Source organism: Bacillus sp. OV166, assembly GCF_900177675.1.
Classification (GTDB): domain Bacteria; phylum Bacillota; class Bacilli; order Bacillales; family Cytobacillaceae; genus Neobacillus.
Genome location: NZ_FXWM01000001.1, coordinates 4,031,056 through 4,055,407, shown reverse-complemented (window position 1 = coordinate 4,055,407; position 24,352 = coordinate 4,031,056). Strand labels below are relative to the sequence as shown.

General features: G+C 37.5%; 23 protein-coding genes and 1 pseudogene. 20 read left to right on the top strand and 4 right to left on the bottom strand.

Translation table 11 applies throughout. The annotated features are described in order from the left end of the window. Window positions 1–70: 70 nt before the first annotated feature. Window positions 71–1,075, bottom strand: a complete 1,005-nt coding sequence (locus CCK98_RS20005) for a DUF3231 family protein (protein WP_088088186.1) — start codon at window positions 1,073–1,075, stop codon at window positions 71–73. 249 nt (window positions 1,076–1,324) lie between these two features. On the opposite strand from CCK98_RS20005, the gene CCK98_RS20000 reads away from it, so the two are divergent. The 10 genes and pseudogenes from CCK98_RS20000 to CCK98_RS19960 all read left to right on the top strand — a co-directional run bounded on the left by CCK98_RS20000 (window position 1,325) and on the right by CCK98_RS19960 (window position 9,053). Continuing rightward, complete coding sequence (locus CCK98_RS20000; RefSeq protein WP_088088185.1) at window positions 1,325–1,744, top strand: Rrf2 family transcriptional regulator; 420 nt, start codon at window positions 1,325–1,327, stop codon at window positions 1,742–1,744. Between the two features lie 118 nt (window positions 1,745–1,862). Then, entirely contained in the window at window positions 1,863–2,255 is a 393-nt protein-coding gene (locus CCK98_RS19995) for an IDEAL domain-containing protein (protein ID WP_088088184.1), read from the top strand. A 72-nt stretch (window positions 2,256–2,327) separates the two neighbouring features. Then, complete coding sequence (trxA, locus tag CCK98_RS19990; RefSeq protein ID WP_088088183.1) at window positions 2,328–2,642, top strand: thioredoxin; 315 nt, start codon at window positions 2,328–2,330, stop codon at window positions 2,640–2,642. 106 nt (window positions 2,643–2,748) lie between these two features. Then, window positions 2,749–3,873 (top strand): NADH-dependent flavin oxidoreductase, encoded by a 1,125-nt coding sequence (locus CCK98_RS19985; RefSeq protein ID WP_179195870.1) that lies wholly within the window; start codon window positions 2,749–2,751, stop codon window positions 3,871–3,873. A 767-nt stretch (window positions 3,874–4,640) separates the two neighbouring features. Continuing rightward, on the top strand, window positions 4,641–6,122 hold the full coding sequence (locus CCK98_RS19980; protein ID WP_088088182.1) for an NCS1 family nucleobase:cation symporter-1: 1,482 nt from the start codon (window positions 4,641–4,643) through the stop codon (window positions 6,120–6,122). A gap of 172 nt (window positions 6,123–6,294) precedes the next feature. Continuing rightward, window positions 6,295–6,740 (top strand): annotated as a pseudogene (locus tag CCK98_RS19975) (2-oxo acid dehydrogenase subunit E2); the annotation flags it as partial. 80 nt (window positions 6,741–6,820) lie between these two features. Then, complete coding sequence (locus CCK98_RS19970; protein ID WP_256942419.1) at window positions 6,821–7,141, top strand: ribonuclease E inhibitor RraB; 321 nt, start codon at window positions 6,821–6,823, stop codon at window positions 7,139–7,141. 231 nt (window positions 7,142–7,372) lie between these two features. Continuing rightward, the gene (locus tag CCK98_RS36455; RefSeq protein WP_256942418.1) at window positions 7,373–7,732 is read left to right on the top strand and encodes a hypothetical protein; all 360 of its coding nucleotides are present in this window, start codon (window positions 7,373–7,375) and stop codon (window positions 7,730–7,732) included. Then, a complete protein-coding gene (locus CCK98_RS19965; protein WP_256942417.1) occupies window positions 7,707–8,480 on the top strand; it encodes a hypothetical protein in 774 nt (257 codons plus the stop codon). The genes CCK98_RS36455 and CCK98_RS19965 overlap by 26 nt, the downstream gene beginning before the upstream one ends. Window positions 8,481–8,603: 123 nt before the next feature. Then, a complete protein-coding gene (locus tag CCK98_RS19960) occupies window positions 8,604–9,053 on the top strand; it encodes a DinB family protein (protein ID WP_088088180.1) in 450 nt (149 codons plus the stop codon). Between the two features lie 179 nt (window positions 9,054–9,232). Here the strand turns inward: CCK98_RS19960 and CCK98_RS19955 are convergent, their stop codons facing one another. Continuing rightward, window positions 9,233–10,444, bottom strand: coding sequence for an MFS transporter (locus tag CCK98_RS19955; protein ID WP_088088179.1), 1,212 nt, complete (start codon window positions 10,442–10,444; stop codon window positions 9,233–9,235). Between the two features lie 382 nt (window positions 10,445–10,826). Here CCK98_RS19955 and fdhF point away from each other — a divergent pair, with 382 nt between their 5' ends. From fdhF to CCK98_RS19925, 6 genes are all read left to right on the top strand, one after another. Continuing rightward, window positions 10,827–13,784: a formate dehydrogenase subunit alpha gene (gene fdhF / locus CCK98_RS19950; RefSeq protein ID WP_373408502.1), complete on the top strand. Its 2,958-nt coding sequence runs from the start codon at window positions 10,827–10,829 to the stop codon at window positions 13,782–13,784. Between the two features lie 15 nt (window positions 13,785–13,799). Beyond that, entirely contained in the window at window positions 13,800–14,279 is a 480-nt protein-coding gene (locus CCK98_RS19945; protein ID WP_088088178.1) for a DUF1641 domain-containing protein, read from the top strand. A 56-nt stretch (window positions 14,280–14,335) separates the two neighbouring features. Beyond that, on the top strand, window positions 14,336–14,794 hold the full coding sequence (locus CCK98_RS19940) for a phosphate-starvation-inducible PsiE family protein (protein WP_256942416.1): 459 nt from the start codon (window positions 14,336–14,338) through the stop codon (window positions 14,792–14,794). Next, window positions 14,766–15,113 carry a DUF2294 domain-containing protein gene (locus CCK98_RS19935; RefSeq protein ID WP_088088177.1) on the top strand — a complete coding sequence of 116 codons (348 nt, stop codon included), beginning with the start codon at window positions 14,766–14,768 and terminating at the stop codon, window positions 15,111–15,113. The genes CCK98_RS19940 and CCK98_RS19935 overlap by 29 nt, the downstream gene beginning before the upstream one ends. 11 nt (window positions 15,114–15,124) lie before the next feature. Beyond that, window positions 15,125–15,913, top strand: a complete 789-nt coding sequence (gene fdhD, locus CCK98_RS19930) for a formate dehydrogenase accessory sulfurtransferase FdhD (RefSeq protein ID WP_256942577.1) — start codon at window positions 15,125–15,127, stop codon at window positions 15,911–15,913. Between the two features lie 680 nt (window positions 15,914–16,593). Continuing rightward, window positions 16,594–17,598, top strand: coding sequence for an ABC transporter substrate-binding protein (locus tag CCK98_RS19925; RefSeq protein ID WP_088088175.1), 1,005 nt, complete (start codon window positions 16,594–16,596; stop codon window positions 17,596–17,598). Between the two features lie 270 nt (window positions 17,599–17,868). Here CCK98_RS19925 and CCK98_RS19920 read toward each other — a convergent pair whose 3' ends face one another. Continuing rightward, window positions 17,869–18,111, bottom strand: a complete 243-nt coding sequence (locus CCK98_RS19920) for a glutaredoxin family protein (protein WP_088088174.1) — start codon at window positions 18,109–18,111, stop codon at window positions 17,869–17,871. 420 nt (window positions 18,112–18,531) lie between these two features. Between CCK98_RS19920 and sstT the strand changes: the two genes are divergently transcribed. After that, a complete protein-coding gene (sstT, locus tag CCK98_RS19915; protein WP_373408541.1) occupies window positions 18,532–19,758 on the top strand; it encodes a serine/threonine transporter SstT in 1,227 nt (408 codons plus the stop codon). Between the two features lie 345 nt (window positions 19,759–20,103). Next, window positions 20,104–21,468, top strand: coding sequence for a type I glutamate--ammonia ligase (glnA, locus tag CCK98_RS19910; protein ID WP_088088172.1), 1,365 nt, complete (start codon window positions 20,104–20,106; stop codon window positions 21,466–21,468). Window positions 21,469–21,625: 157 nt separating this feature from the next. On the opposite strand, the gene CCK98_RS19905 is transcribed toward glnA, so the two are convergent. Beyond that, window positions 21,626–21,859, bottom strand: coding sequence for an ABC transporter (locus CCK98_RS19905; protein ID WP_088088171.1), 234 nt, complete (start codon window positions 21,857–21,859; stop codon window positions 21,626–21,628). Between the two features lie 245 nt (window positions 21,860–22,104). On the opposite strand from CCK98_RS19905, the gene CCK98_RS19900 reads away from it, so the two are divergent. Next, on the top strand, window positions 22,105–23,178 hold the full coding sequence (locus CCK98_RS19900; RefSeq protein ID WP_088088170.1) for a nitronate monooxygenase family protein: 1,074 nt from the start codon (window positions 22,105–22,107) through the stop codon (window positions 23,176–23,178). A 143-nt stretch (window positions 23,179–23,321) separates the two neighbouring features. After that, window positions 23,322–24,272 carry a ribose-phosphate diphosphokinase gene (locus CCK98_RS19895; protein ID WP_088088169.1) on the top strand — a complete coding sequence of 317 codons (951 nt, stop codon included), beginning with the start codon at window positions 23,322–23,324 and terminating at the stop codon, window positions 24,270–24,272. The last annotated feature ends 80 nt before the right edge of the window (window positions 24,273–24,352 follow it).

Below are 24,352 nucleotides of genomic sequence, written 5' to 3'. Positions count from 1 at the left end.
TAAAGAATGCACATTAAAAAGAAAAAAACTAGCCTTTTTTAAGGTTAGTTTTGCTGTTCTAAAAAAACAATTATTTTGTTAATTGATTTCGATCCTCTATCTGTGGTGGTTCTTCCATCCAGCCATTTTTGATCATAATCTTTCCACCATCTTGAGCAAAAGTGAAAATATCTTTTGCAAGAAAAGCCATTTTTGCCGGCAAGTCACTTCGTAAACTGAATCCACCGCCTAATGCATTACTTCCGAGCCCAAATGAAGCTAATAAAGTGGTGTTGTACATCATTAATTTGTCGGAAAATGGTGCGGTTTTTGACGTTGTTGCTTTACCAGCATGAGTAGCTGGGGGCTCAATATAACTATGGCGTAAAAATTCACCTAAATCTATTTCGATTTTTTTGGACAATTCCATTCCTTTGGTAAGATATTTTCGAACCTCTTTATCAGAAGCAACTTGAGCGAATCCAATCATTAATTGCATCCCTACAAGGTTAGTTTCAATTGCATGATGGATAAGAGAAACTTCAACCGTATTCAGGGATCTAGTTTCACTAAACCAAGTAAACCCATCCATATAATTTTTATCCTGTACAAAATTTACCTGTTTTGGCATTGATACAAAAGGTGGACGTACTAGTACCCCTTTTTCTAAAAGGAATTGAGTTGCTTGGCTGTTCATTGATTGTGATTCAGCTGTCATTCCGATAAATAAATCTTCTATATCCTTTCGATAGGACATGCCTGTGAAAAGTGCATAAAGGCTCATTTCCACTTTAGTCATCAAATGTAAATACATAATATCGTACATAAAATCAAATAACTTTGGAACGCTTTTATATACATCGTTTTCTGTAAAACCAATTGGAATTACTGAGCCTTCTTGTTGAAAAATACTTTTAATCATCTCAATGTTTTTGGCGGCACCATTATAATATGACTGTAACAGTTGTTTTCCTTCAGGATCGGAGTGCTCGATAAAATGTTCCAATACTCTAAGCATCATGGTTTGTTCTTGATAAGCCATCCACAGATTTGCTAATTCTGATGAGGTAATAGGTGCTTGGCTTGAAGTCGTCATGCTAAACCCCCCCTAGTTTTATTATTATAATGTAACCATTAGGAAATAATTTTATGAAATGCTATAGAGTGCTTCTTCTAAATAATGAGTAAAATTTTATCCTGCATAAACTAAATTTTTTGATTGCAAAAACAATTTTCAGGAATTTAATGGGCATAGTAGAAATTATTAATATGGAGTTATTTTTGTTGACTTTATAAACTGTAAATATTAAAATTACATTAATCTTCTTGAGGAGGAAGCATCAAAGTGAATAGTGATTTTACGATAGCCGTCCATAGTTTAGTCTATTTAGCTTATTTACCAGATCATATGGCTAGCAGTGAGTCAATCGCTACCAATGTTTGCACAAACGCCGCACGGATTCGGAAGATCATGAGCTGTTTGCGAAATCATGGATTTGTTAAGACAAAAGAAGGTATCGGCGGTGGCTATATTCTCGACTGTAACTCTCAAGAGGTATCATTGGCAGATATTTATCGTATAGTTTCACGCGGAAGCCTAAAACCAAACTGGTGCACAGGTGATCCGGAGCAAAAATGTGTTATATCGTCAAATACCCAAGTGGTTATGGATCAGATTTTCAATGATGCTGAATTGTATTTTGAAAAATATTTAGAGAATATTACGCTTAGTACTGTTTTAGAAAAAATTAAACATTGTCCATGATTTAGTTTTTTCTTTTATTTTTACTGTATATTATTTTATTACAGTATGATGGAATATCGGTGATAAACTTTTAAAAAAACCAAACTGTAACTTTTTTTATAACATTTAAGGGGTGTAGATGACAATGGCCGATAAATATCGATTTGAAAATGGGGATTGGGTTCAGGGGAGGTCCAGAGATGGAAAACTGATCCACGGGTATATAGAAACCGTAGACACTCACAAAGGAATGCTACAAGTAAAAGTGGTCGATAGTGACAATGAAAAAGCGATTGGAAAATCGATTTGGATTGTAAATAAACGGGCTGAAAAGCTGCCCGAGACAACTGGTAGAAATGAAAGTGAGCTTTTAGCTTTAATAGATTTGGCTTTACTATTTAAGGATGAGCAGTGGTTTAAGGAATTATCGGCGAAATTAGTATCTATAAAAAAAATTCAAGAAGTGCCTATCAAGAAATCTGAATTTCTAATCAGTGGAAACAGAACGAGGAATTTTGATATAAAAAGATAATTTTCATATATTTGTAAGAGTAAACAATTAAGTTTTTTTAAAATAAAAAAATTATTTTGGAGGAAAAAAATAATGGCAATTTCACACGTAACAGATCAAACTTTTGCTGCAGAAATGAAGGATGGATTGGTGTTAGTAGATTTTTGGGCTCCATGGTGCGGCCCTTGTAAAATGATTGCACCTGTGTTGGAGGAAATCGATGCTGAAATCGGTGATAAAGTTGGGATTATCAAACTTAATGTAGATGAGAACCCAGAAACAACACGAGCATTTAGCGTCATGAGTATTCCAACGTTGATTCTTTTCAAAGATGGTGTTGAAGTAGAAAAGGTTATCGGCTTCCAACCAAAAGAAGCTTTGACAGAAACAATTTTGAAGCACACTTAATATGGTAGGATTTGCTTTGAACGAAACGGTAAACTATAGGATGAAGTTGTAGATTGGCAAAGTAATTTCCAATTTAACATTAATGAACAAGGTGGAGGAGTAAAGCATGATGAATGTAAAATTTGCACCATTATTTGAGTCATTTACGATAGGAAAGGGGATTCATTTAAAAAATCGAATTGTCATGGCACCCATGACCAATTTCTCATCAAATCCTGACGGGACCGTCTCAGATGCGGAAGTCAAGTATTATCAACGACGTTCCAATGGTGTCGGAATGGTCATTACAGCATGTACCTATGTGACCAGGAATGGTAAAGGATTTCATGGTGAATTTGGTGGAGACCGAGATGAGATGATCCCAAGTTTGCGTCGTGTGGCATCAGCGATTAAAGAGAAGGGTGCGAAAGCGATTTTGCAAATCTTCCATGGCGGACGCCAGGTTCCACCTGAATTAGTAGATGGTGATGTGGTAAGTGCTAGTGCAGTTCCTTCAGAAGGTGCAGGAAAACCTGTACCCCGGGAATTGACTGAAACAGAGATCGAATCCATTATTCACGATTTTGGAGAAACCACTCGACGAGCCATTGAAGCAGGTTATGATGGTGTTGAATTACATGGTGCCAATGGGTACCTGATTCAGCAATTCTTTTCCCCTCATTCTAATCGTCGTGTAGACCGATGGGGTGGGACTCTTGAAAAACGTCTAACTTTTCCGTTAGCGGTTATTGATGAAGTAAAAAGAGTTGTTGCTGAATATGGGAAAGAGCCTTTCTTGGTTGGCTATCGTTTTTCCCCTGAGGAACCTGAAACACCTGGGATCACTATGGCTGACACACTCGCACTAATAGATACACTTGCAGAAAAAGACCTTGACTATCTTCATGTTTCATTGCTGGATTTCAGGTCAACACCTAAACGCGGAGTTGAGGACACACGTTCACGGATAGAAATCATTCAAGATCGTGTAGGTGACCGTGTTCCAGTAATCGGTGTCGGTTCGATTTATACAGCTGATGAGGCCTTAAACGCTTTGGAAACAGGAGTGCCATTAATCGCATTGGGACGTGAACTGATTATTGATCCCGAGTGGGTGCAAAAAGTGGAACAAGGTAGAGAATCTGAAATTGTCACCAAAATAAACAAGAATCATCAGCACGCGCTGGAAGTACCAGATCCCTTGTGGCAGGCCATTATTCATTCGCCAGGATGGTTTCCGGGAGTAGAATAGATCAATTCATTACATGCTAACGGTATAAAGAGGGTACCTAAGAGAGCGAACAGTTTATTTAACAGGACAAAAAACTGTGTAAACTGAAAAACTTACGTTTTTAAGATTTTCGGATAATACACAAAGAAAAACCGACTTTCATTCTATATTTTAGAATGGAGAGTCGGTTTTTTCTTAATTTCCACTCCGATTACTTTATTTAATCCTGGAATCGTATTTTATTCGTGTCCATTAAATGGGTGTTTGACCACAGGCATTCTAGAAATACATTTTTAGATTCTGATTGGTAAGAAATCATGTTAGTGAACCTTCCGATATAGAGGACAAATCATCTCCTCTTTATTATACTCCATTATAACGTAAAGGTTGGCACTTCGGAGATGCAGATAATCGATCCGATGTTTCATCTTACATAACATAAAAGAATTGATAGAAATAATTCAACTTTTTGTCCAATGACAGAATGAATCTAAGATATATAATATAGGATAGGGAGGTAGGTTTTTTTCCTTTTGCTTTGCCTGGTACAAAGAGGATTGCAAAGATCCTAGCAGCAGAAGTTGAAGAACAATGGGTGGTGACGCTATAGTTAATTTTTAAAATCTATCTTAAATTTTTTAAATATTCTTTCAAATTTAGCTTGTGTTAAGGTAAATTCGATACCAATCATGTTTAAATCTTAAAGATTTCTGTCATATCCTTGATCTCTGACGGCAAAATTGTTTCACAAGAAAAGCTCGTTAAATAACCAATAAGGGGGAATTTTGTTGAAAACGCAAATTGAACAAAATGGGATTGTTACCCTGACACCTGAAGTAGCCGATGGTTTAAGTAACAGTGAAATGTGGAATGATGATTTACGCCCAACGACAATTAAGGAACATTCCTGGAAGGGGCTGAACTTTGCCACTTTATGGATTGGTATGTGTTTGTGTATTCCTGCTTATACGATGGCTAGTGGCTTGATTTCTTTAGGAATGAACTGGTGGCAAGCTATTGGAACGATTTTTCTTGGGAATGTTATTGTCCTTATCCCCATTTTATTAAACTCACATGCAGGTACGAAATTTGGAATTCCCTATCCAGTATTTGCACGATTATGGTTTGGTTCAAAAGGGGCTCACATCCCAGCTTTAGCAAGAGCCATTGTTGCTGCTGGCTGGTTCGGGATTAACACATGGATTGGTACGGGTGCAATTGATACACTTTTATCGGCTTCATTTCCTGCCTGGAGAAGCTTTTCAGGACATACGGCTATCGTTTTTGCCTTGTTTTGGGGTTTAAATGTGATTGTAGCCTATAAGGGACCTCAAGCAATGAAAGTACTAGGCTTAATAGCGACACCGATTGTGGGAATCGCTTCGATCATTCTTCTTATTTGGGCGTATACTAACGCAGGAGGCTGGGGCCCAATCTTGGACACCCCATCTGAATTCAATACAACAGGTGCGTTTTTAAAAGTATTTTTTCCTGCATTAACAGGAGTCATTGCTTTCTGGGCAACACTTGCATTGAATATTCCTGACTTCTGTCGGTATGCAAAAAGTCAAAAATCACAAATGATTGCTCAAAGCTTCTCTCTTCCACTTACGATGAGTATCTTCTCCTTTATTGGAATCGCCGTCACATCTGCAACTGTGGTGATTTTTGGAACAGCCCTTTGGGATCCTGTTCAACTGCTTGCGAAATTCCCACCATTTGTTATCTTTTTGGGAACATTAATCATTGTAATTGCATCCTTAACGATTAATGTCGGTGCAAACATCGTCGCACCTGCTCGTGCTATTGAAAATTTAAATCCCAAACGAATTACTTTCGGATTAGGTGCTCTAATAACGGGGATCTTTGCAATCTTAATGCAGCCATGGTACATTATGGAGAACTTTGGAAACTATATTTTTGGTTGGCTTGGAACATATGGGGCATTACTCGGTCCTATTGATGGGATTGCAATTGCCGATTACTGGCTTGTGCGCAAGAGACAAATGGCACTTAATGAACTATATGATGTAAACGGCCGCTATAGTTATACATCAGGTTTTAATAAAAACGGCGTTTATGCCCTGATCATCGGTGTAGCTGTTCCTGTACTTGGTCTTTTCATCCCGGGACTTCGCTTTTTATGGGATAATGCCTGGACATTCGGATTGTTTATCTCTATTATTGCTTACACCTACTTAATGAGAGGCGACCAAAGTGTTCTAAAACCAGGGGAATATGAAAATATAACGAGCTGGGGTGAAAATTGACTATTCCCGCTACTCTTTATTCAATGATAATAGTCCCTGGTACCATCTAGAAAATATTAATTGACTAAAAAAAGTGCAAGGCACCATCCTATTACCTGGAAGGTGCCTTGAACTCAATTATTAATAAAAAAATTCTGTTTCATTACTTGCCACTGATTCTTTTTTATTGCCGGGAGTGATCGTTTTGAAAAAATTTTATAACATTGGAATTGCAGTTCAAACCGAGAATGGACTTGTTGTATCGGTACTTAAGGATGCAGACTATTAAAATATCTCTGGACTCGCAAAGGAAATCGGCATGCTTACAAAAACAGCAAGAGACAACAAATTAACCATGGATCATATGAAAGGAGGAACATGTACAATTTCGAACATCGGATCAGCTGGAGGACAACGGTTTACTCCATATTAACCATCCAGAAACCTCCATCTTGGGGATTGGGGAAATTATTGAAAAGCCGATCGTGAGGATTGGGGAAATTACCATTGGCAAAATGCTTCCCTCTTTCTCTTAGTTATGACCACTCTGTAATTGACGGCGTTATTGCCCAAAATGCATTAAACCATATTATGAAATTATTGGAAGACCCTGAACTCCTGTTATTGAAATTAGAATGAAAATGAAAATGATTTTATTTTCACGAAGATGTGAATTATAATGACAACAATGAATGTACTAGAATATGGAGGAGAAACGAATGAAATTTCCAAATGATGCTGATGGAGATGCTTTACGTAGTCTATATAAAGAAGGATTAGATTTAAAAAAACAACAATCAGTGGAATTTTTTGTTGCCGTGCCTGACAAAGCAACAGGTGAAAAATTATCGCAAGTATTAAAAGGAGAAGGATTCAATTGTTTCATAGAGCAAGATGACGAAACTGAAGAGTGGGCATGTTGTTGCTCTAAAAGAATGCTATTAAATTATAATGAATTAATTAAAATACAGAATAATTTAAATAACTTAAGTAAACCACATGGTGGTTATTCAGACGGTTGGGGTGTTTTTGTAGAGTAAAAGGATTGAGGGAGGTATTTTGAGTTTAGCGCCTAGTGTGATAGTATCGATCCCCCTTGAGGGAAATATTAATTAAACTGGATCGGACATGTTGCTGCATGTTCGGTCTTTTTAATTCTAAGCTCTTTTAGAAACTTTGTTGCTTTTGTGCCCACTTAATGGCGACTTTAGAAAGGTTTTGAAGAATTCAAAGGCAATCGAGTCCGAACCAGAGTCAGGTTCGGACCATAGGTGATGATCAATTTATTTTGTGAAACATTTCACAAAATGTTCAATAATACGACGTCTATGGAAATGATTTTTCATGTATATTATCACTACAGTCATGTTGTTTATATTACTAGGGGGATTACTAATGAAAAAGATATTTCAGATACTATTAACACTAGGGATTGTTATGACACCTTTTTTGCACAAGCACATGTGAAGTGGTTCACAAAAGTAGTGCCACATAAGGAGTCTATTGAACATATATTATCACCGATGTTTATATTTTTAACTCTAGTTGCGGCCATTGTTTTAGCTGCATTAACCTTGATCATTCCGAAAATGGCTGAATGGGGAAATGGAGGATCGTCTCTCCAGTTTTAGAAAGTATTCTAGATACTTATTAAAATATGGGACCGCCATTGCGCTAATAATTCAAATGATAAATGGAACGTTATTTGCTCCCGAGTTCCATATAAGTAGTACTTTCATTACTGTATTAGCGTGGGTGACCATTGGATTTTTATTGATTCCGCATCATATTTCAACAAAAATCGGCGCTTCTATTTTATTAGGATTATTTATTTATGTAACGATCCATCATGGCATTTTCTATATGTTAGACTACGGTTTTTATGTAGCCATTATTGGTGTATTATTAGTAGGTAATACAAAGCTGGAGAAGGCAGGGTTTCCATTTCTCTATTTAGGGACAGGACTCTCACTTAGCTGGGTAGCCGTTGAAAAATGGGTATATCCAGGTATGGCATTAGATATTGTCACTAACCATCATGTGCCTACATTTGGCTTCGCACCAGAGTTGTTTGTTGTAATGGCGGCATTTATCGAGTTTGTCGTGGGTTATTTGTTAGTTGTCGGTATCTTAAATCGTGTGTTAGGTTTTGTGGTAACAGGCATTTTTATCTCAACCACGATGCTCTTTGGAATGACAGAAGTCATCGGCCATTTCATGATTCACATTGTATTAATCATCTTCATTATTGAGGGTGTTTCATTCTATAACCCGCCGATTAAAATGCATAAAACTAAAACAGATCAATTTATCTTTGTATTTTTAAACTTCATTTTTGTGCTAGCAACCTTTTTATTGATTTACTATCGTTTCGCATAAGGCCATTTGTAGTGAGATTTTTCTTAAAGACTTAAACTGAGTACTAATGATCGTGTCTAAATATATAATCGTTATAAATTTTATTTGCTAACACATATTGATAAAGTACATGGAGGTGGTCAAGTGGAAACGATCCGAAATATGTTTGAGCATTTAAACTGGGCTAATCAACGAATTCTTGAAACCTTGCAAAATATGGAAGGGGAGAACAAACAGGTTAACAATCTATTCTCACATATCCTTCTGGCAGAACATGTGTGGTTTACTAGGTTAATAGGGTCAGACAGTTCAAAAATACCTATCTGGGCAGAGGTCAGTTTAGGTGCTTGTACAGAAATGGTTAACCAAAATAATCTAAACTTTAAAGAATTTCTTTCTGGTTTATCTATTCCTGCTCTCGATCAGATCGTGTCATACAGAAATAGTAAAGGCAATGAGTTTAATAATTCGGTAAGAGATATCTTTACCCATGTTGCACTACATGGTCAATATCATCGGGGACAGATCAATCTACTTCTCAGAGCAAATGAAATCGAACCTGTTAATGTTGATTTTATTACATATAGGAGATAGATGAAGGAATCTGGTATCAATAAGGTGTTATTAAGCAAGATTTATAATGATTTAAGATAATAAATGTTAATGAAAAGCTCTAGACACAATCGTTAGGTTGGTCCTAGAGCTTTTATTTTTTGTATTCAATTATAAAATTCGTCGATTTGTGCGACGGTTCGAGTAAAGCCATCTTTTTCTTATAGTCTATGTGGAGAATGCTGTATTCTTCTTGTAGAAATGGTTCCTAATCGAATCGATATGATTATAGAAATAATAGCGAGAACTACAATCATAGAGACAACACCAAGCCAGCCAAAACTACTATAAAATGTACCACTGGCCGTTCCTCCAATACTTGAACCCGCATAATAGAAAAACAAATATAGGGATGCTGCTTGTGCTTTGTCGTGAGTAGCAAGTTGTCCTACCCAACCACTTGCAATCGAATGGCCAGCAAAAAATCCGTAAGTAAAGATGGCTATTCCGATAATTTTTAACCATAAAGACGAATTTAACGTTATACATGCACCTAACAATACAATGAATAATGACATCAGTAATAATTTTCTTTTACCGTATTGATCAGCTAACATGCCCATCCAAGTAGAGCTAAATGTTCCAACAATATACACTATAAATATAAATCCAACTAAGGTTTGACTTAATGAATAGGGTGGCACTATGAGTTGAAAACCAATATAGTTATATAAAGATACAAAGCATCCCATTAATAGAAATCCAGTGAAAAATAGGTAAAGGAGACCTGGTTCTTTAAATTGGACAAACAATGAGGTTACTAACTTCTTTATTTCAAATTTTCGGGGTTTGAAATGAGTAGATTTCGGTAAAATAAACCAAAAAATAAGGCTAGCAATTAAACTAATCATTCCAATTACGGCTAAAGCTACATGCCAATTAAAATGATCTGTTAAAATTCCACTAATTATTCGACCACCCATGCCACCAATGGAGTTCCCACTTATGTATAATCCCATTGCCATCCCTAAACTTTTCGGTTCAATCTCCTCTCCTAAGTAGGCCATCGCTACAGCAGGCAATCCAGCTAATGAAATCCCTTGTAATATTCTACATAAGATTAATAGATGAAAACTCGGACTAAACGCTGTTAAAATGGATAGTATCGATGAGGCAAACAAAGAAATAGTCATGACTGGTTTCCGGCCAAATACTTCAGATAAAGAACCAGCTATCAACATACTAATGGCTAAAGCGATTGTAGTAGAGGACAAGCTTAAACTTGATACGGCTGGTGAAATATGAAATTCCTTCCCTATCTCAGGTAGTAATGGTTGGGTACCCCAAAGGATAGCAAATGTATTAAAACCACCTGCAAATAAAGCTATGTTTACCATTTTAAATGTGTGTGTCCCACGCTGAATATAACCCATTATTAAAGCATACTCCTTTAGTTGTTTTAAAATAAGGTTTTATTATTTATATCTACTTATCATACTCCTCCTTTTACATAAGTTCTATTAAAATCCTTTTAAGAAACAATGCTAGAAATAAATAGATAAAGAGTTAATGCTAATTTCGGGTAGTGCAGACATCTTATTAATGTTCACCGTATTGACATAAATATTAAATACACTTAAACTTGTCAAAGTGGTGTTCGAATTTTGTTCACAATGTTTGAATGCCACCTTTAAAAAGTAAATGGATTGGTAAAAAGTATTTTAAAATGCTCGATATACATCCATCACAAAAGATCTATGTACTATTACATAGTTGTTTTGTGATGGATTTTTTTATTTTCTGGAGGTATAGGGAATGGCAATCAACATGGTTACTGTATCGATTAATTGCGTAAAGCAAGTAGTCGAAGAGAATGGAAGAATATTAGATTATTTAAATAACCAAGGAATAGAACATCCACACATCTGTTATTCGGAAATTACAGGTCCTATTCAGACCTGTGATACATGTATGTGTGAGATAGATGGAAAATTAATGAGGGCCTGTTCTACCACTTTTACTAGTGGGATGGAGATAAAAACAAACTCAGAATTAGCAAAGTCTGCACAAACAGAAGCAATGGACCGAATTTTAGAAAATCACATGCTGTATTGCACCGTTTGTGATAACAATAATGGCAACTGCCGCGTACATAACACGGCTGAACTGTTAGAAATTGAACATCAAACACGTCCATTTCGTTCGAAAGGGTATGAAGTGGATATGTCCCATCCTTTCTACCGCTATGATCCGGACCAATGTATCCTTTGCGGTAGATGTGTAGAGGTCTGCCAGGATGTTCAAGTAAATGAAACCCTATTAATTGATTGGGAAAGCAAGATGCCGCGTGTGAACTGGGATGGCGGCAAGTCGATTAATGAATCGTCATGTGTGTCGTGCGGCCAGTGTGTGACTGTTTGTCCGTGTAATGCCTTAATGGAAAAATCCATGCTGGGTGAAGCTGGATTCATGTCGGGGATCAAAGATGATTTGCTTACACCGATGATCGACCTTATCAAAGCTGTGGAACCAGGCTACAGTGGCATATTTGCTGTTTCAGAAGTGGAAGCAGCAATGCGGGATACGAGAACAAAGAAAACCAAAACCGTTTGTACATTTTGTGGTGTAGGTTGCACCTTTGAAGTGTGGACAAAGGGCCGGGAAATCTTAAAAGTAGAACCAGTTGAACAATCACCGGTGAACAGCATTTCTTCTTGTGTAAAAGGTAAATTCGGCTGGGATTTTGTGAATTCAGAAGAACGATTAACCACTCCACTGATTCGCAAAGGAGATGAATTTGTTCCAGCAAGCTGGGATGAAGCACTCACACTTATTTCTAATAAATTAGGTAACATACAACAAACCTATGGCAAGGATTCGATTGGTTTTGTTTCTTCTTCTAAAATAACCAACGAGGAAAACTATTTGATGCAAAAATTAGCCCGCCAAGTGTTTGGAACCAATAATGTAGATAACTGCTCACGATATTGTCAATCTCCTGCAACAGATGGGTTATTGTCAACGGTTGGTTTCGGCGGTGATTCTGGAACGATCCAAGATATTGCCAAAGCTAGTTTGGTTATCATCATTGGCGCGAATCCAACGGAAGGACACCCAGTTTTAGCTACCCGAGTAAAACGAGCTCATAAGCTAAATGGTCAAAAATTAATTGTTTCCGATTTACGTAAACATGAAATGGCGGAACGCTCAGATCTTTTCATTCATCCGAACCAAGGAACAGATTTTGTTTGGCTTAGTGCGGTCGCAAAATACATCATTGACAAAGGCTGGGAAAACAAGCAGTTTATCCGTCAACATGTTAATCAATATGAAGCATTTGTAAAACACTTAGAAATATATACGTTAGATTACGCCCAAAAGGAAACAGGAATAGCAAAAGAGTCCTTAATGGAAGTGGCGAAAATGATAGTTGAAGCAGACGGAACCTGTATTCTTTGGGGAATGGGTGTTACTCAAAATATTGCTGGCAGTTATACGTCTGCAGCCATCTCAAATCTGTTATTACTGACAGGTAACTATATGCGCCCAGGTGCTGGTGCTTATCCGCTTCGTGGACATAATAACGTCCAAGGTGCTTGTGATATGGGGACTCTGCCCGGATGGCTTCCTGGAAATCAACATATTTCAAATGATGAAGCAAGACAAAAGTTCGAACAAGTGTACGGAGTGGAAATCTCCCATAAACCAGGTAAGGATAATATTCAAATGCTCGAATCAGTCGAGACGGGCGATTTAAAAGCCATTTACCTAGTCGGCGAAGATATGGCTTGGATTGACGCTAATGCCAATCATGTCCATGAAACACTATCAAAACTAGACTTTTTTGTCGTTCAGGATGTCTTTTTTACAAAAACAGCGCAGTTTGCTGATGTGATTCTTCCAGCGGCACCATCACTAGAAAAAGATGGAACCTTCACCAATACAGAACGTCGTGTTCAACGACTTTATCAAGTACTCAAACCACACGAAGATTCAAAACCAGATTGGTGGATTATTCAGCAAGTAGCGAATCATATGGGGGCCGATTGGAGCTTCCAGCATCCAGGTGAAATATTTGCAGAAATGGCCAGCCTTGCACCGATTTTTGCAGGGGCGAGTTATGAGATGTTGGAAGGGTGGAATAGCTTTTTCTGGGGCAGCCATACAGGAGAAAGCACACCGCTTTTATTCACAGACGGTTTCAATTTCCCTGATAAAAAAGCGGTGTTTTCATTAATGGAATATGTTCCACCAGTCCGATTTGGAAAGGAATTTGATCTGACTTTAAATAATGGACGGTTATTGGAACATTTCCATGAAGGCAATTTAACCAACAAATCAAAAGGTTTGCTATATAAGCTACCAGAGGTATTTGTCGAAGTCTCTCCGGAACTTGCAGCGGAACGGGAAATTTCTGAAGGGGCATTGGTCAGGTTAATTTCCCCTTATGGAGCGATTAAGTTAAGGGCAACGATTACTAGCCGCGTACAGGGAAAGGAATTATATGTTCCAATGCACTCTGTCAGTCATGAAAATGCCATTAACCTTTTAACAGGAAGTGCTGGTGATGTGCATACACGTACTCCTGCTTATAAACAAACACAAGTGAGGATGGAAGTGATCAAAGCAAGAGGCGAATCACCGATTCCAGCCTTTAATCCTCGGAATGCGAAAAGAACGCCACAAAATGGAGTAGAGGTATTCCGCAAATGGGAACGGGACGATTATCAGCAGATTGCGTCAGTAAACGAATATATCAAACCAGGGGTATAAAAGGGGAGAATCAACGTGGCAAAACCAATTACTGCTTTTGCAAATAGACAAAAGTCAGAAGAAGAACTTCATTTCGAGAAAATTGACCATTTAGTTGATCATGTCATCCAAAATGCTGATGGATTAAAACAAACCATTGCCCTTCTGCATGAACTTCACGAAAGTGGAATACTAGAAGCGCTTGTGTCCCTTGTCCAGGCAAAAGAGAAAGTGGCGAAAATAGCTGTTGATCAAATGGTACGGCCACCTGTAACCAATCTTATTAACAATGCGATGGCGGCAGCAGGGGCGTTAACGGAATTAGATCCTGCTTTTACTAAAAAACTAGTCGATGGCGTATCAACTGGTATGAAAAACGCAGAAGAAAGTGTGAAAAACGGAGAAAAGGCAGGAGTGATGGATCTTTTTAAAGCGATGAAAGATCCTGATATCAATCGGACCATTTTATTTGGGATTCATTTATTAAAAGGAATTGGTGAAGGTTTAAAGGATTGAATCCTCTTAAACCTTCCTTTACTAACGATTTATTTTTAGAGAAAGCGGGAAAAATAGTGGAATCAAAGATTTTAACCCAATGTATTATAAAGTTTGCACAGTTAGTTAAGAACATTACTTTAATTGCGTTGCTGTTCCTTTTGATCTATTTAATGCTGAGGCAAACTTACTATATTGGAATATATGCCATCTATGATTCAAAAAGTGTTCATTTGATATTAGAACAAATTTTAAACTTTTTTCTATATCTTTCCTTTTTCTCAATGATAGTAATTTACCTTGAAAAACGTGAAAATTTCTCACTGCGTTATTTAATTTACATTGGAATTACCGCAACTGTACGTTACATTATCGTTAATCGTTCAGATGCGATGCAAAACCTGTTATTAACGCTTGTTATTCTATTGCTTATTTTTGGTTATCTTTTGTTAACTCCATCTATGAATGAATTGCGAAGTTATTTTAAGAACAGGAGGTGGCAGCGCATTGAGCAAAAAAGAACATCAATTCAATGAAATTGTCCGGAAGGTAAGAAAAGACTTATTTGGAAAAGGTCCAGAATCCATTAAAACAGTATTCTGTGAAAATATGGCGATTACGACTCTCAGAGGTAATTTAACTCCTGTTGAGAAGTTTATCATGCACAGTCCTGAAGGGTTTGAACAAGTACACCGGGCAAGAACAAAAATGATTCAAGAGCATTATAAACAACATAAGCCGGTTGAGATGGAAGACATCATTCAATCAAAATTACTGAATCTATTCTCAGACATCAATATTGAGGAAGATGTTGCGATATCGGTCTTTTTATTTGAAAAACCGATTGAGGGGTGAGGAACTTGTTACTGCAGAATGAAACTAGTTTTTCAATTGTTCGTTTTAAGGATGGGGAATTATCTAGAACAGATGATACGATTGTGACCGAGTTTCCCATCACGATTAAACTCAATCAAGTAGAATTTGCGACACTGGTGTGTACGCCAGAATATCTAGAAGAGATGGTTATTGGTTTTTTGGCATCGGAAAATGTGATTAAACACTTTGATGATATAGAAGATATTTGGATCGAAGAAGGCCGGGGCTTTGCGCATGTTACGGTAAAACAGCAGCCAGATTTATACGAAAAATTAAGGTCCAAACGCTATGTAACCTCTTGTTGCGGAATGTCAAGGCAAGGATTCTATTTTGTCAATGATGCGTTAACGGCTAAGAAACTCCATCATATCAAATTGACACTCACACCTAATAAATGCATTTCGCTTATGAAGGCATTACAGCAAGAAGCGGCGACATTTAAGCGGACAGGCGGGGTTCATAATGCGGCATTGTGTGACCAAAATGGGATGTTGGTCATGCGAATGGATATCGGCAGGCATAATGCCCTTGATAAATTGTATGGTTTTTGTGTTAAGGATTCCATTCCAACTAACGATAAAATTCTTGTGTTTAGTGGAAGAATCTCAAGTGAAATTTTAATAAAAGCATCTAAAATGGGATGCTCTGTTGTTCTATCGAAAGCCGCTCCGACTGAACTAGCCCTTGAGATGGCAAACAAACTTGGTATTACAACGGTTGGGTTTATTCGTAACCAAAGTTTTAATATCTACACGCATGATTGGAGAATACAAGAATAGAGTTGTAATTGTAACCACCAGTTTTTGCAATAGAGTGCGAGGCACAACCAGCAATTGGATTGTGCCTTGTGCTTTTTTTTGAATGCTGCACGTCAAAATGCATATTGCAAACGAATTTGAAATTGAGGAAACAATGGATTATTTGAGGCGGTATGAATTTAAGGGTATTGTTTTTGGTTGAACCAATTAGAGCAATTAGAGTGCCTTACACTTTTTCTTTGTAAAATCTATATTTAGGAGCTATTAAAAGGAGAAACTAACAACGATACAAAGAAATGGTTCAGGACAATAGCCAAAGTAGCTATGATAAAACTTTTAAAGGAAATTTAAATATAAATGATCACTATTTAGTAAAAGGTTTATATGTCTCCCAATTAGGTTATATTATCCGAGAAACTACTGTACACCAATGTGGGTCAATACAAATTTACATGCTTCGCAGGGCTATCTTCTCAAATTTCCCCAAATAAAATAGTTCTTTTTCTTTGTTCTTAATATGTAAATCATTATAAAACATCTTATTCTTGAAAATTACTATTGTCCCACAGTTACTTTACGTGATAAAATCTGAATATTATAAATTTTTTTTATAATAATTTACGATAGTAAGGGAAACTGTTTCCTTTATTGTTCACCAGGAGAATACATAAATAGTGGTTTGATTTGGGGAGGAATAACAGATGAAAAAGAGTTTAGCGTTATTATTTTGTGGGGTATTATTGTTGCTTTCGGCATGTGGAGGGGGAAGTAAGGAAACTGGCGGACAGACAAAGGACAAAAACGAGAAAGTGGTGAAAATAGGTATTACGCAAATTGTCGAGCATCCGTCACTTGATGCTGCACGAGAGGGTTTTATCGCGGCTCTAAAGGATGCCGGCTATGAAGAAGGAAAGAACTTGAAGCTTGATTACCAAAATGCCCAGGGAGATATGAACAATAATATGTCTATTGCCCAAAAATTGGTTGCAGACAAGAATAACCTTATTTTGGCTATCGCCACCCCTAGTGCTCAGGCGGTGGTCAAGCAGACGAAGGATATTCCAATATTGTTTACCGCCATTACTGATCCAGTTGGGGCCGAACTTGTCAAAAGCCTGGAAAAGCCAGGCGGGAATGCGACAGGCACATCTGATACGCACCCAGATGCGATAAAGAATACGATTGCTGCAATTAAAACATTTATCCCCGATGCCAAGAAGGTAGGCATCATATATAACAATGGTGAACCCAACTCTGTTGTAAATGTTAAACACGCGAAAACCGCATTAGAGGCAGCAGGGCTGGAGGCGGTTGAAACAACCATAACTGCTAGTACCGAAGTAAAACAAGCAGCCGAGTCAATGGTAGGGCGTGCGGACGTATTATACATTCCAAAGGACAACACCGTTGTTTCTGCCCTAGAATCGGTTATAACTGTAGCCAACGCCCAAGATATCCCAACCTTTGTCGGTGAAGGCGATTCTGTAAAACGTGGAACCTTCGCATCTTATGGATTTGACTATCACGATCTAGGCTACTCTACCGGTAAAATGGCTGTGGAAATTCTCAAAGGAAAGAAACCTAACGAAATTCCAGTTGGCTTCCCGGAAAACCTTGAGCTGTTTATCAACAAAAAAGCTGCTAAGGAGGAAGGAATCACCTTAACAGAGGAGATGCTGAAGAACGCGAAGATAGTAGGAGAATAAAATCTATATTTCTTTGTAACTGAGAGGTTCCTTGGAAGGGAAATATATTTCTCAAAAAGCACTTGCTCGTGTTAGTTAAAGGTTACCGTTTTGAGGAGCACGAATACAAATTGACGCATGCCATTTTTGTTGTTATTTCAAGGTTTTATGACCATTTTGAGAAGAATTGGACGGTTACTTTAAAGTTTCGTCTAGATACAAAAAAAGAGTGCCAAATGTCTTAATTTAGCACACCTTTTTTTGTTATATAACTTTATCTTATTACAGACATTAAACCCCAAATAATTCAGCGAATTTCGCTTGATCAAATCCAAGGATGAACTCTTCGCTATCTTCGTCTTTGATAATGGTTACTGGTGTAGCAGAAGCACCTAGTTCAATAAGTTCTTGCAGATATTGATCGTTTTTACGAATATCTTTTTCTTCGAACTCAATCCCATTTTCTTTTAACCATAGTTTTTCCGCATGACAAGGTGGGCACGTCTCTTGCGAATAAATAATCACTTTTTTCATTTTACGACCTCCACTTCATAATAGTTATTCTACACTGAATTCTCTTTTTCTGTGTACATTTATATTCTTTAGTTCAATAATCAACGGAATCTACATTTAATTAAACTCGAACATTTTTTAATATTTTTTTATTAATGTTCGTTTTTTATCTTAAAATATCACTTGATTCACGTAAGTTAATGAGTTAATATAGTCAAATAACAAACAATACGAATGAGGTGAAAAAATCTTGATCTCAAGATAGAAAAACATTCGGTACAAAAATGATGCTATTATAATTTATCTAAAAATTCAATATAGTACTATTTATTAGAAAATAGTTTAGTTGATTAAGTGGAGAGTGAACATGCGCATCTAAACGGACAATGAATGTTGCAATATTATCTTAAACAAGTGGGGGAATATATCTTGAAAAATCTAATGAAAAAGTGGAATCAGTTTAGTCTGGTAAAACAAATAATTGTAGGTTTAATTGTTGGTATTATACTTGCTGTAACGATCCCAGAAGCAGCAAAACCCGTTGTGATATTAGGTTCTTTGTTTGTAGGGGCATTAAAAGCAATAGCACCAGTTCTGGTACTTTTCTTAGTTATGTCAGCCATCGCTCAACACAAGAGTGGTCACCAAACGAATATGAAGTCCATCATTTTCTTGTACCTTCTAGGAACCTTTTTAGCAGGATTAATTGCTGTTATTGTAAGCTTTATTTTTCCTGTAGGCTTAACACTTGCAAAGGGTGCCGAAGAATTGGCGGCTCCTGGTGGTGTGGTAGAGGTGCTCAAAGCATTACTGATGAACGTTGTAGATAACCCAGTGAAGGCCATTTTTAATGGGAACTATATCGGTATTCTGGCATGGGCAATAGTCCTTGGTGTGGCTTTGAAAAATGCCCCGGATACGACTAAAACAATGATTTCTAATTTTTCAGATGCAGTATCCAAGGTAGTTACATGGGTCATAAAGTTTGCACCATTTGGAATCATGGGCCTAGTCATAGAATCTATTACGACAAATGGAATTGAATCTTTACTAAGTTATGGAAAATTACTTATAGTTTTGATTGGCTGCATGGTCTTTGTGGCACTTGTTGTTAATCCAATCATTGTGTTTGCGGCCATTCGTCAGAACCCATACCCGCTTGTTTTTAAGTGCATTAGGGAAAGCGCCATTACAGCATTCTTTACACGCAGCTCGGCTGCAAACATTCCAGTCAATATGAGATTATGTGAAAAACTAGGATTAGATAAGGATACCTATTCTGTATCAATTCCACTAGGCGCCACCGTCAATATGGCTGGTGCAGCAGTTACAATTTCTGTTTTGACACTTGCAGCGGTCCATACATTAGGAATTCAAGTGGATATACCTACAGCGATCATCCTCAGCGTACTCTCAGCTGTATGTGCTTGCGGTGCTTCAGGGGTTGCTGGTGGTTCCTTATTACTTATTCCTCTAGCATGCAGCTTATTCGGAATTCCAGCAGATGTGGCTATGCAAGTAGTTGGGGTAGGATTTATCATCGGAGTTTTACAAGACTCCTTTGAAACGGCGCTGAACTCATCTACAGACGTCCTATTCACAGCGACTGCTGAATTTAATAAGATGCGTAAAGAAGGAAAAAACATAGATATCCAAAAAGCATCATAATAAAGTGAAAACCCTCTATAAGCGGATAGAGGGTTTTCACTTTATTATATGGCTTATTTCTTATCCAAGAAAAATGGTCAACCTATTACATACTCTAATAGCTCGTGTCAGACACCTTTTTGTAATGCTAATTATACATATTTTTGTATATTTATAAATTAAAAAACCCATGCAGATTGAAAAAACTTCCTTTTAATGCCTATAACGTGAAAACGCTTACTTAAAAAAACAGCATAAATATTCAAAAAAGTTACTAAAAAGGATTGTCAAACTATGTTTTTTTAAATATAATCAATTTATTGATGATGTAACAAAATATAACATGAAATTGCGAGGTAATATAACATGACAAAAACATTCATTTCAAACGCACCTGCAGTAGCAACAACTTTAGAACAAATTAAAGAAACGATCAACGAAAAAAGTGTTGAACTATTACACTTGCAATTTGTCGATATAGAAGGGATTTTAAAGCACGTTACGGTAACAGTTGAACAACTAGAAGATGTCGTAGAAGGTAAAATGATGTTTGATGGTTCTTCGATTAAAGGTTTTTCACCTATTAATAAATCTGACCTTTATCTTCAACCAGATTTAACTACTTTTGCGGTTCTTCCTTGGACAGTTGAAGAGGGTTATGCGGAAGCACGATTCTTATGTTCTGTTAAGAACCCAGACGGAACACTGTTTGAAGGAGATACAAGAAATGTGCTGAAGAAAACGGTGGATCGTGCTGCCGATCATGGTTACACCATTTCAGTTGGTCCAGAGTTAGAGTTTTTCCTTTTTAAAACGGATGAAAATGGGTATGCAACGCAAGAACTTGGTGATAAAGCAGGCTATTTCGAGCCATCTCCACATGATCTGGGCGAGCGCGTTCGTTTAGAAATTTACCGTGCCTTAAAAGCAATGGGCTTTACGATTGAAGCATCTCACCACGAAGTTGCAGAAGGTCAACATGAAATTAATTTTAAGTATGCGGATGTATTAACGGCAGCTGACCTATCAACTACGTATAAATGGGTCGTCAAGACGGTTGCGAAGAAATTCGGTTTGCACGCTACATTTATGCCGAAACCAGTATTTGGAATCAACGGTTCTGGAATGCATGTCAATATGTCTTTCTTTGAAGGAAGCGAAAATGCCTTCTTCGATCCTTCAGATGAGTTACAATTGTCGGAAAAAGCTTACCAATTTATTGCTGGTGTGCTAGAAAACGTGAAGAGCTTTACGGCTGTAACAAACCCGCTAGTAAACTCTTACAAGCGTTTAGTGCCAGGCTATGAAGCACCTTGTTATATCGCTTGGTCTGCTTCTAACCGTTCAGCGCTAATTCGTATTCCAGCCAAGAAAGGTTTGGCAACACGTGTGGAATTACGCTGTCCAGATCCATCCGCAAACCCTTACTTAACGTTTGCTGTGATTGCTACAGCAGGTTTAGATGGAATCGAACAAGGATTAGAAGCGCCAGCTCCAATTAATGAGGATATCTTCCATATGACGGAAGAGGAAAGAGCCTTCCTGGGTATTGATAACCTGCCTGGTAGCTTAGCAGAGTCAATCAAAGCATTAGAATCAGGTGAGATTGCTGCTAAAACACTAGGAGAGCATGTATACAGCGAGTATGTCTCATTGAAGAAAAAAGAATGGGATAGCTATCGTACAGCTGTTCACACATGGGAAATCGATAACTATCATACAAAATTCTAATATAAAAAGCGGGACAACAGGGCTGATAATAGACCTAGTTGCCCGCTTTTTTTATAAAAATAATGAAAAGGACAGCCTCTAATAAGAGACTGTCATCCAGTATTGGTTTCTTGCACAAAATTTATTATTTCAAGCTAGATTAATCCTGAATGCTATTTCACTTACAGTGATGCCACGCCTTTTTGAATAGGCATAATCCGAAGATAAGGAATGCAAGGAAGCCAATTAAAGCGATAAGGAAGTTTAGAACGGTAACAAATAAACCGCTTAGGCCGATTACTCCAAGCAAGATAGTCACCCAGCCCAATACTACAAACAATAACCAAATAACACCTGTTAAAAATCCAAGGAAAATCCCAAAAATGCCACAGGAACAATGGTTATGACCCATCTGATTTCACCTCCTGTCTATTTATGGTTGTTCGATATTAATGTATGCAGTTGCTTGACAACTTGTTTATGCAAACACGAAAAGCGGGCTCAAAAAAGGCGCTAATAAAAAGTTTCTGACACTTTTGCACTAATTGTGTTTATATAGTAGTAGAGGAAAACGTTATTGGGATTGGGCCGAAAGAATACTATCCCTTGATACATAACGAACAATAAAATGGATTGTTAGGAGAAAGGAAGATTTCTATGCATTTAAACACAAAACTATGTGACCTACTGGATATTGCCTATCCAATTATCCAAGCTGGAATGGCTGGAGGTCCTACAACCGTAGATCTTGTTGCTAGTGTATCTAACGCTGGTGGGTTAGGGACTTTGGGTGCGGCCTATATGAAACCGGAGGAAATAAGAAAAGCTATCAGAGAAATTAAGGATCGGACAACACGGCCATTTGCCGTGAACTTGTTTTGTACAAATTTGAAAGATCATTATGAAGGAGTCGAAGAGTCACAGAAGGTACTTAATGACATTAGAGGGAAATTAGGGATCGAATTCACTGAGCAACAAGTCGTAACGAACAACTTCTTTGAGGAACAGTTTGAAGTATTAATCGATGAAAACGTACCTGTCATTTCAACTGCATTCGGTATCCTTCCCAAAGATAAAATGATAGTCGCAAAGCAACATAACATTATCATTACTACCATGGTAACAACTGTTCAAGAAGCACTGATTGCCGAGGAAAATGGGGTAGATATTATCATTGCCCAGGGGAGTGACGCAGGTGGTCATCGAGGAACCTTTGTAATTGGAAAAAACACCCATGGTGCAGCAATCGGAACCTTTTCACTTGTTCCTCAAATCGTGGATGCTGTTTCGGTGCCGGTTGTTGCTGCAGGGGGAATAATGGATAGTCGCGGCCTAGTTGCCTCATTAGCATTAGGTGCACAAGGGGTTCAAATGGGAACCGCTTTTTTAACGACCCTTGAGTCGGGAGCACACCCTGTATATAAACAATCACTAATCAACAGTACAGAAGAAAGTACGGTAATAACGAAAGTATTTTCCGGCCGTCCAGCGAGGGGAATCAACAATGCTTTTATTCAAACGTACCATGACGCCAATATCTCCCCAGCTGATTTCCCAACCCAAAATACCCTGACAAATGATATTCGAAGAGAAGCAGCTTTGCAAAATAATCCCGAATATATGTCATTATGGGCAGGTCAGGCAACAAGATTATTACAAAACGAAGTATCCGCTAGTAAAATTATCCATGATATAGTTACAGGTGCCACACGTTTACTATCTTTCAAATAGTTTGGGACAAACCATGATTCTAAAGCACGTTGAAAACAGATTATTGAAATTTCGTATTTCTACCATTGTAGCGTTGAGTATAGTAAAATAAGTGAGGATTAAAAAATTAACTATAGAAATAGAAATAGTGTGGAGGATCTAAGGTGACATACCAACAAAACAAAAGATTTAAACTTTTTTCATTGAATTCAAATCAAAAGCTAGCAGCAGAGATGGCAGAGCTATTGGGCTGTGAGTTAGGCAAAAGTTCAGTATCTCATTTTAGTGATGGAGAGATTCAAATCCATATAGAAGAAAGTGTACGAGGCAGTGAAGTTTATATCGTTCAATCTACTTCCTACCCTGTTAATGATAATATTTTGGAACTCCTCATTATGATTGATGCCTTAAAAAGAGCATCAGTTGGAGTAATCAATGTTGTCATTCCATACTATGGGTATGGGCGGCAAGACAGAAAGGCACGTTCGCGCGAGCCAATTACGGCTAAACTAGTCGCTAACCTTTTAGAAACTACTGGAGCAACTAGAATTCTTACAATGGACCTCCATACATCACAAATTCAAGGTTTCTTTGATATCCCTGTTGAACATCTATATGGTGTTCCGATCCTTGGACAGTATTTTCAGGAAAAGGGATTGGAAGATATTGTTATTGTGGCGCCTCACAACGGCAGCATCGGCAGAGCGAGGAAAGTGGCCAACCTATTACATGCTCCAATTGCTCTGATCGATAAAAGAAGATTTGAAGAAAATGGTGTCGAAACCACTAATGTAGTTGGTAATGTAGAAGGAAAAAATGTGATTATTATTGATGATTTAATTGATACAGGAGAAACCATTGCGTTAGCAGCAAAGGCGCTTGCAGAAAATGGGGCAAAATCCATTTATGCCGGGTGTACTCATCCTGTTTTTACAGACAAAGCGATTGAGAAAATTGAAGCATCACCAATTAAAGAATTAGTGGTGACGAATACCATTCAGTTACCTGAAGATAAAGTCATTACCAAAATCAAAACGATATCTGTTGCTCCATTGCTTGTAGAAGCAATCGATCGGATTCATAATGAAAAAGCAGTAAGTCCGTTATTTGAATAAGTTTATTGTGCCAAGCCAACAATTTTTTTGTTGGCTTTTTTATTTGTTAGAGAATGTAGAAAAGGATTAGGACCAGATAA

Coding starts and splice junctions, on each gene's coding strand:
- CCK98_RS19905 (WP_088088171.1), bottom strand. CDS start 21,859: ATGGGTCATAACCATTGTTCCTGTGGCATTTTTGGGATTTTCCTTGGA.
- CCK98_RS19985 (WP_179195870.1), top strand. CDS start 2,749: ATGATGAATGTAAAATTTGCACCATTATTTGAGTCATTTACGATAGGA.
- CCK98_RS19955 (WP_088088179.1), bottom strand. CDS start 10,444: ATGGGTTATATTCAGCGTGGGACACACACATTTAAAATGGTAAACATA.
- CCK98_RS19900 (WP_088088170.1), top strand. CDS start 22,105: ATGCATTTAAACACAAAACTATGTGACCTACTGGATATTGCCTATCCA.
- CCK98_RS19920 (WP_088088174.1), bottom strand. CDS start 18,111: ATGAAAAAAGTGATTATTTATTCGCAAGAGACGTGCCCACCTTGTCAT.
- glnA (WP_088088172.1), top strand. CDS start 20,104: ATGACAAAAACATTCATTTCAAACGCACCTGCAGTAGCAACAACTTTA.
- CCK98_RS19925 (WP_088088175.1), top strand. CDS start 16,594: ATGAAAAAGAGTTTAGCGTTATTATTTTGTGGGGTATTATTGTTGCTT.
- sstT (WP_373408541.1), top strand. CDS start 18,532: ATGAAAAAGTGGAATCAGTTTAGTCTGGTAAAACAAATAATTGTAGGT.
- fdhF (WP_373408502.1), top strand. CDS start 10,827: ATGGCAATCAACATGGTTACTGTATCGATTAATTGCGTAAAGCAAGTA.
- CCK98_RS19995 (WP_088088184.1), top strand. CDS start 1,863: ATGACAATGGCCGATAAATATCGATTTGAAAATGGGGATTGGGTTCAG.
- CCK98_RS19970 (WP_256942419.1), top strand. CDS start 6,821: ATGAAATTTCCAAATGATGCTGATGGAGATGCTTTACGTAGTCTATAT.
- trxA (WP_088088183.1), top strand. CDS start 2,328: ATGGCAATTTCACACGTAACAGATCAAACTTTTGCTGCAGAAATGAAG.
- CCK98_RS19965 (WP_256942417.1), top strand. CDS start 7,707: ATGGAGGATCGTCTCTCCAGTTTTAGAAAGTATTCTAGATACTTATTA.
- CCK98_RS20005 (WP_088088186.1), bottom strand. CDS start 1,075: ATGACGACTTCAAGCCAAGCACCTATTACCTCATCAGAATTAGCAAAT.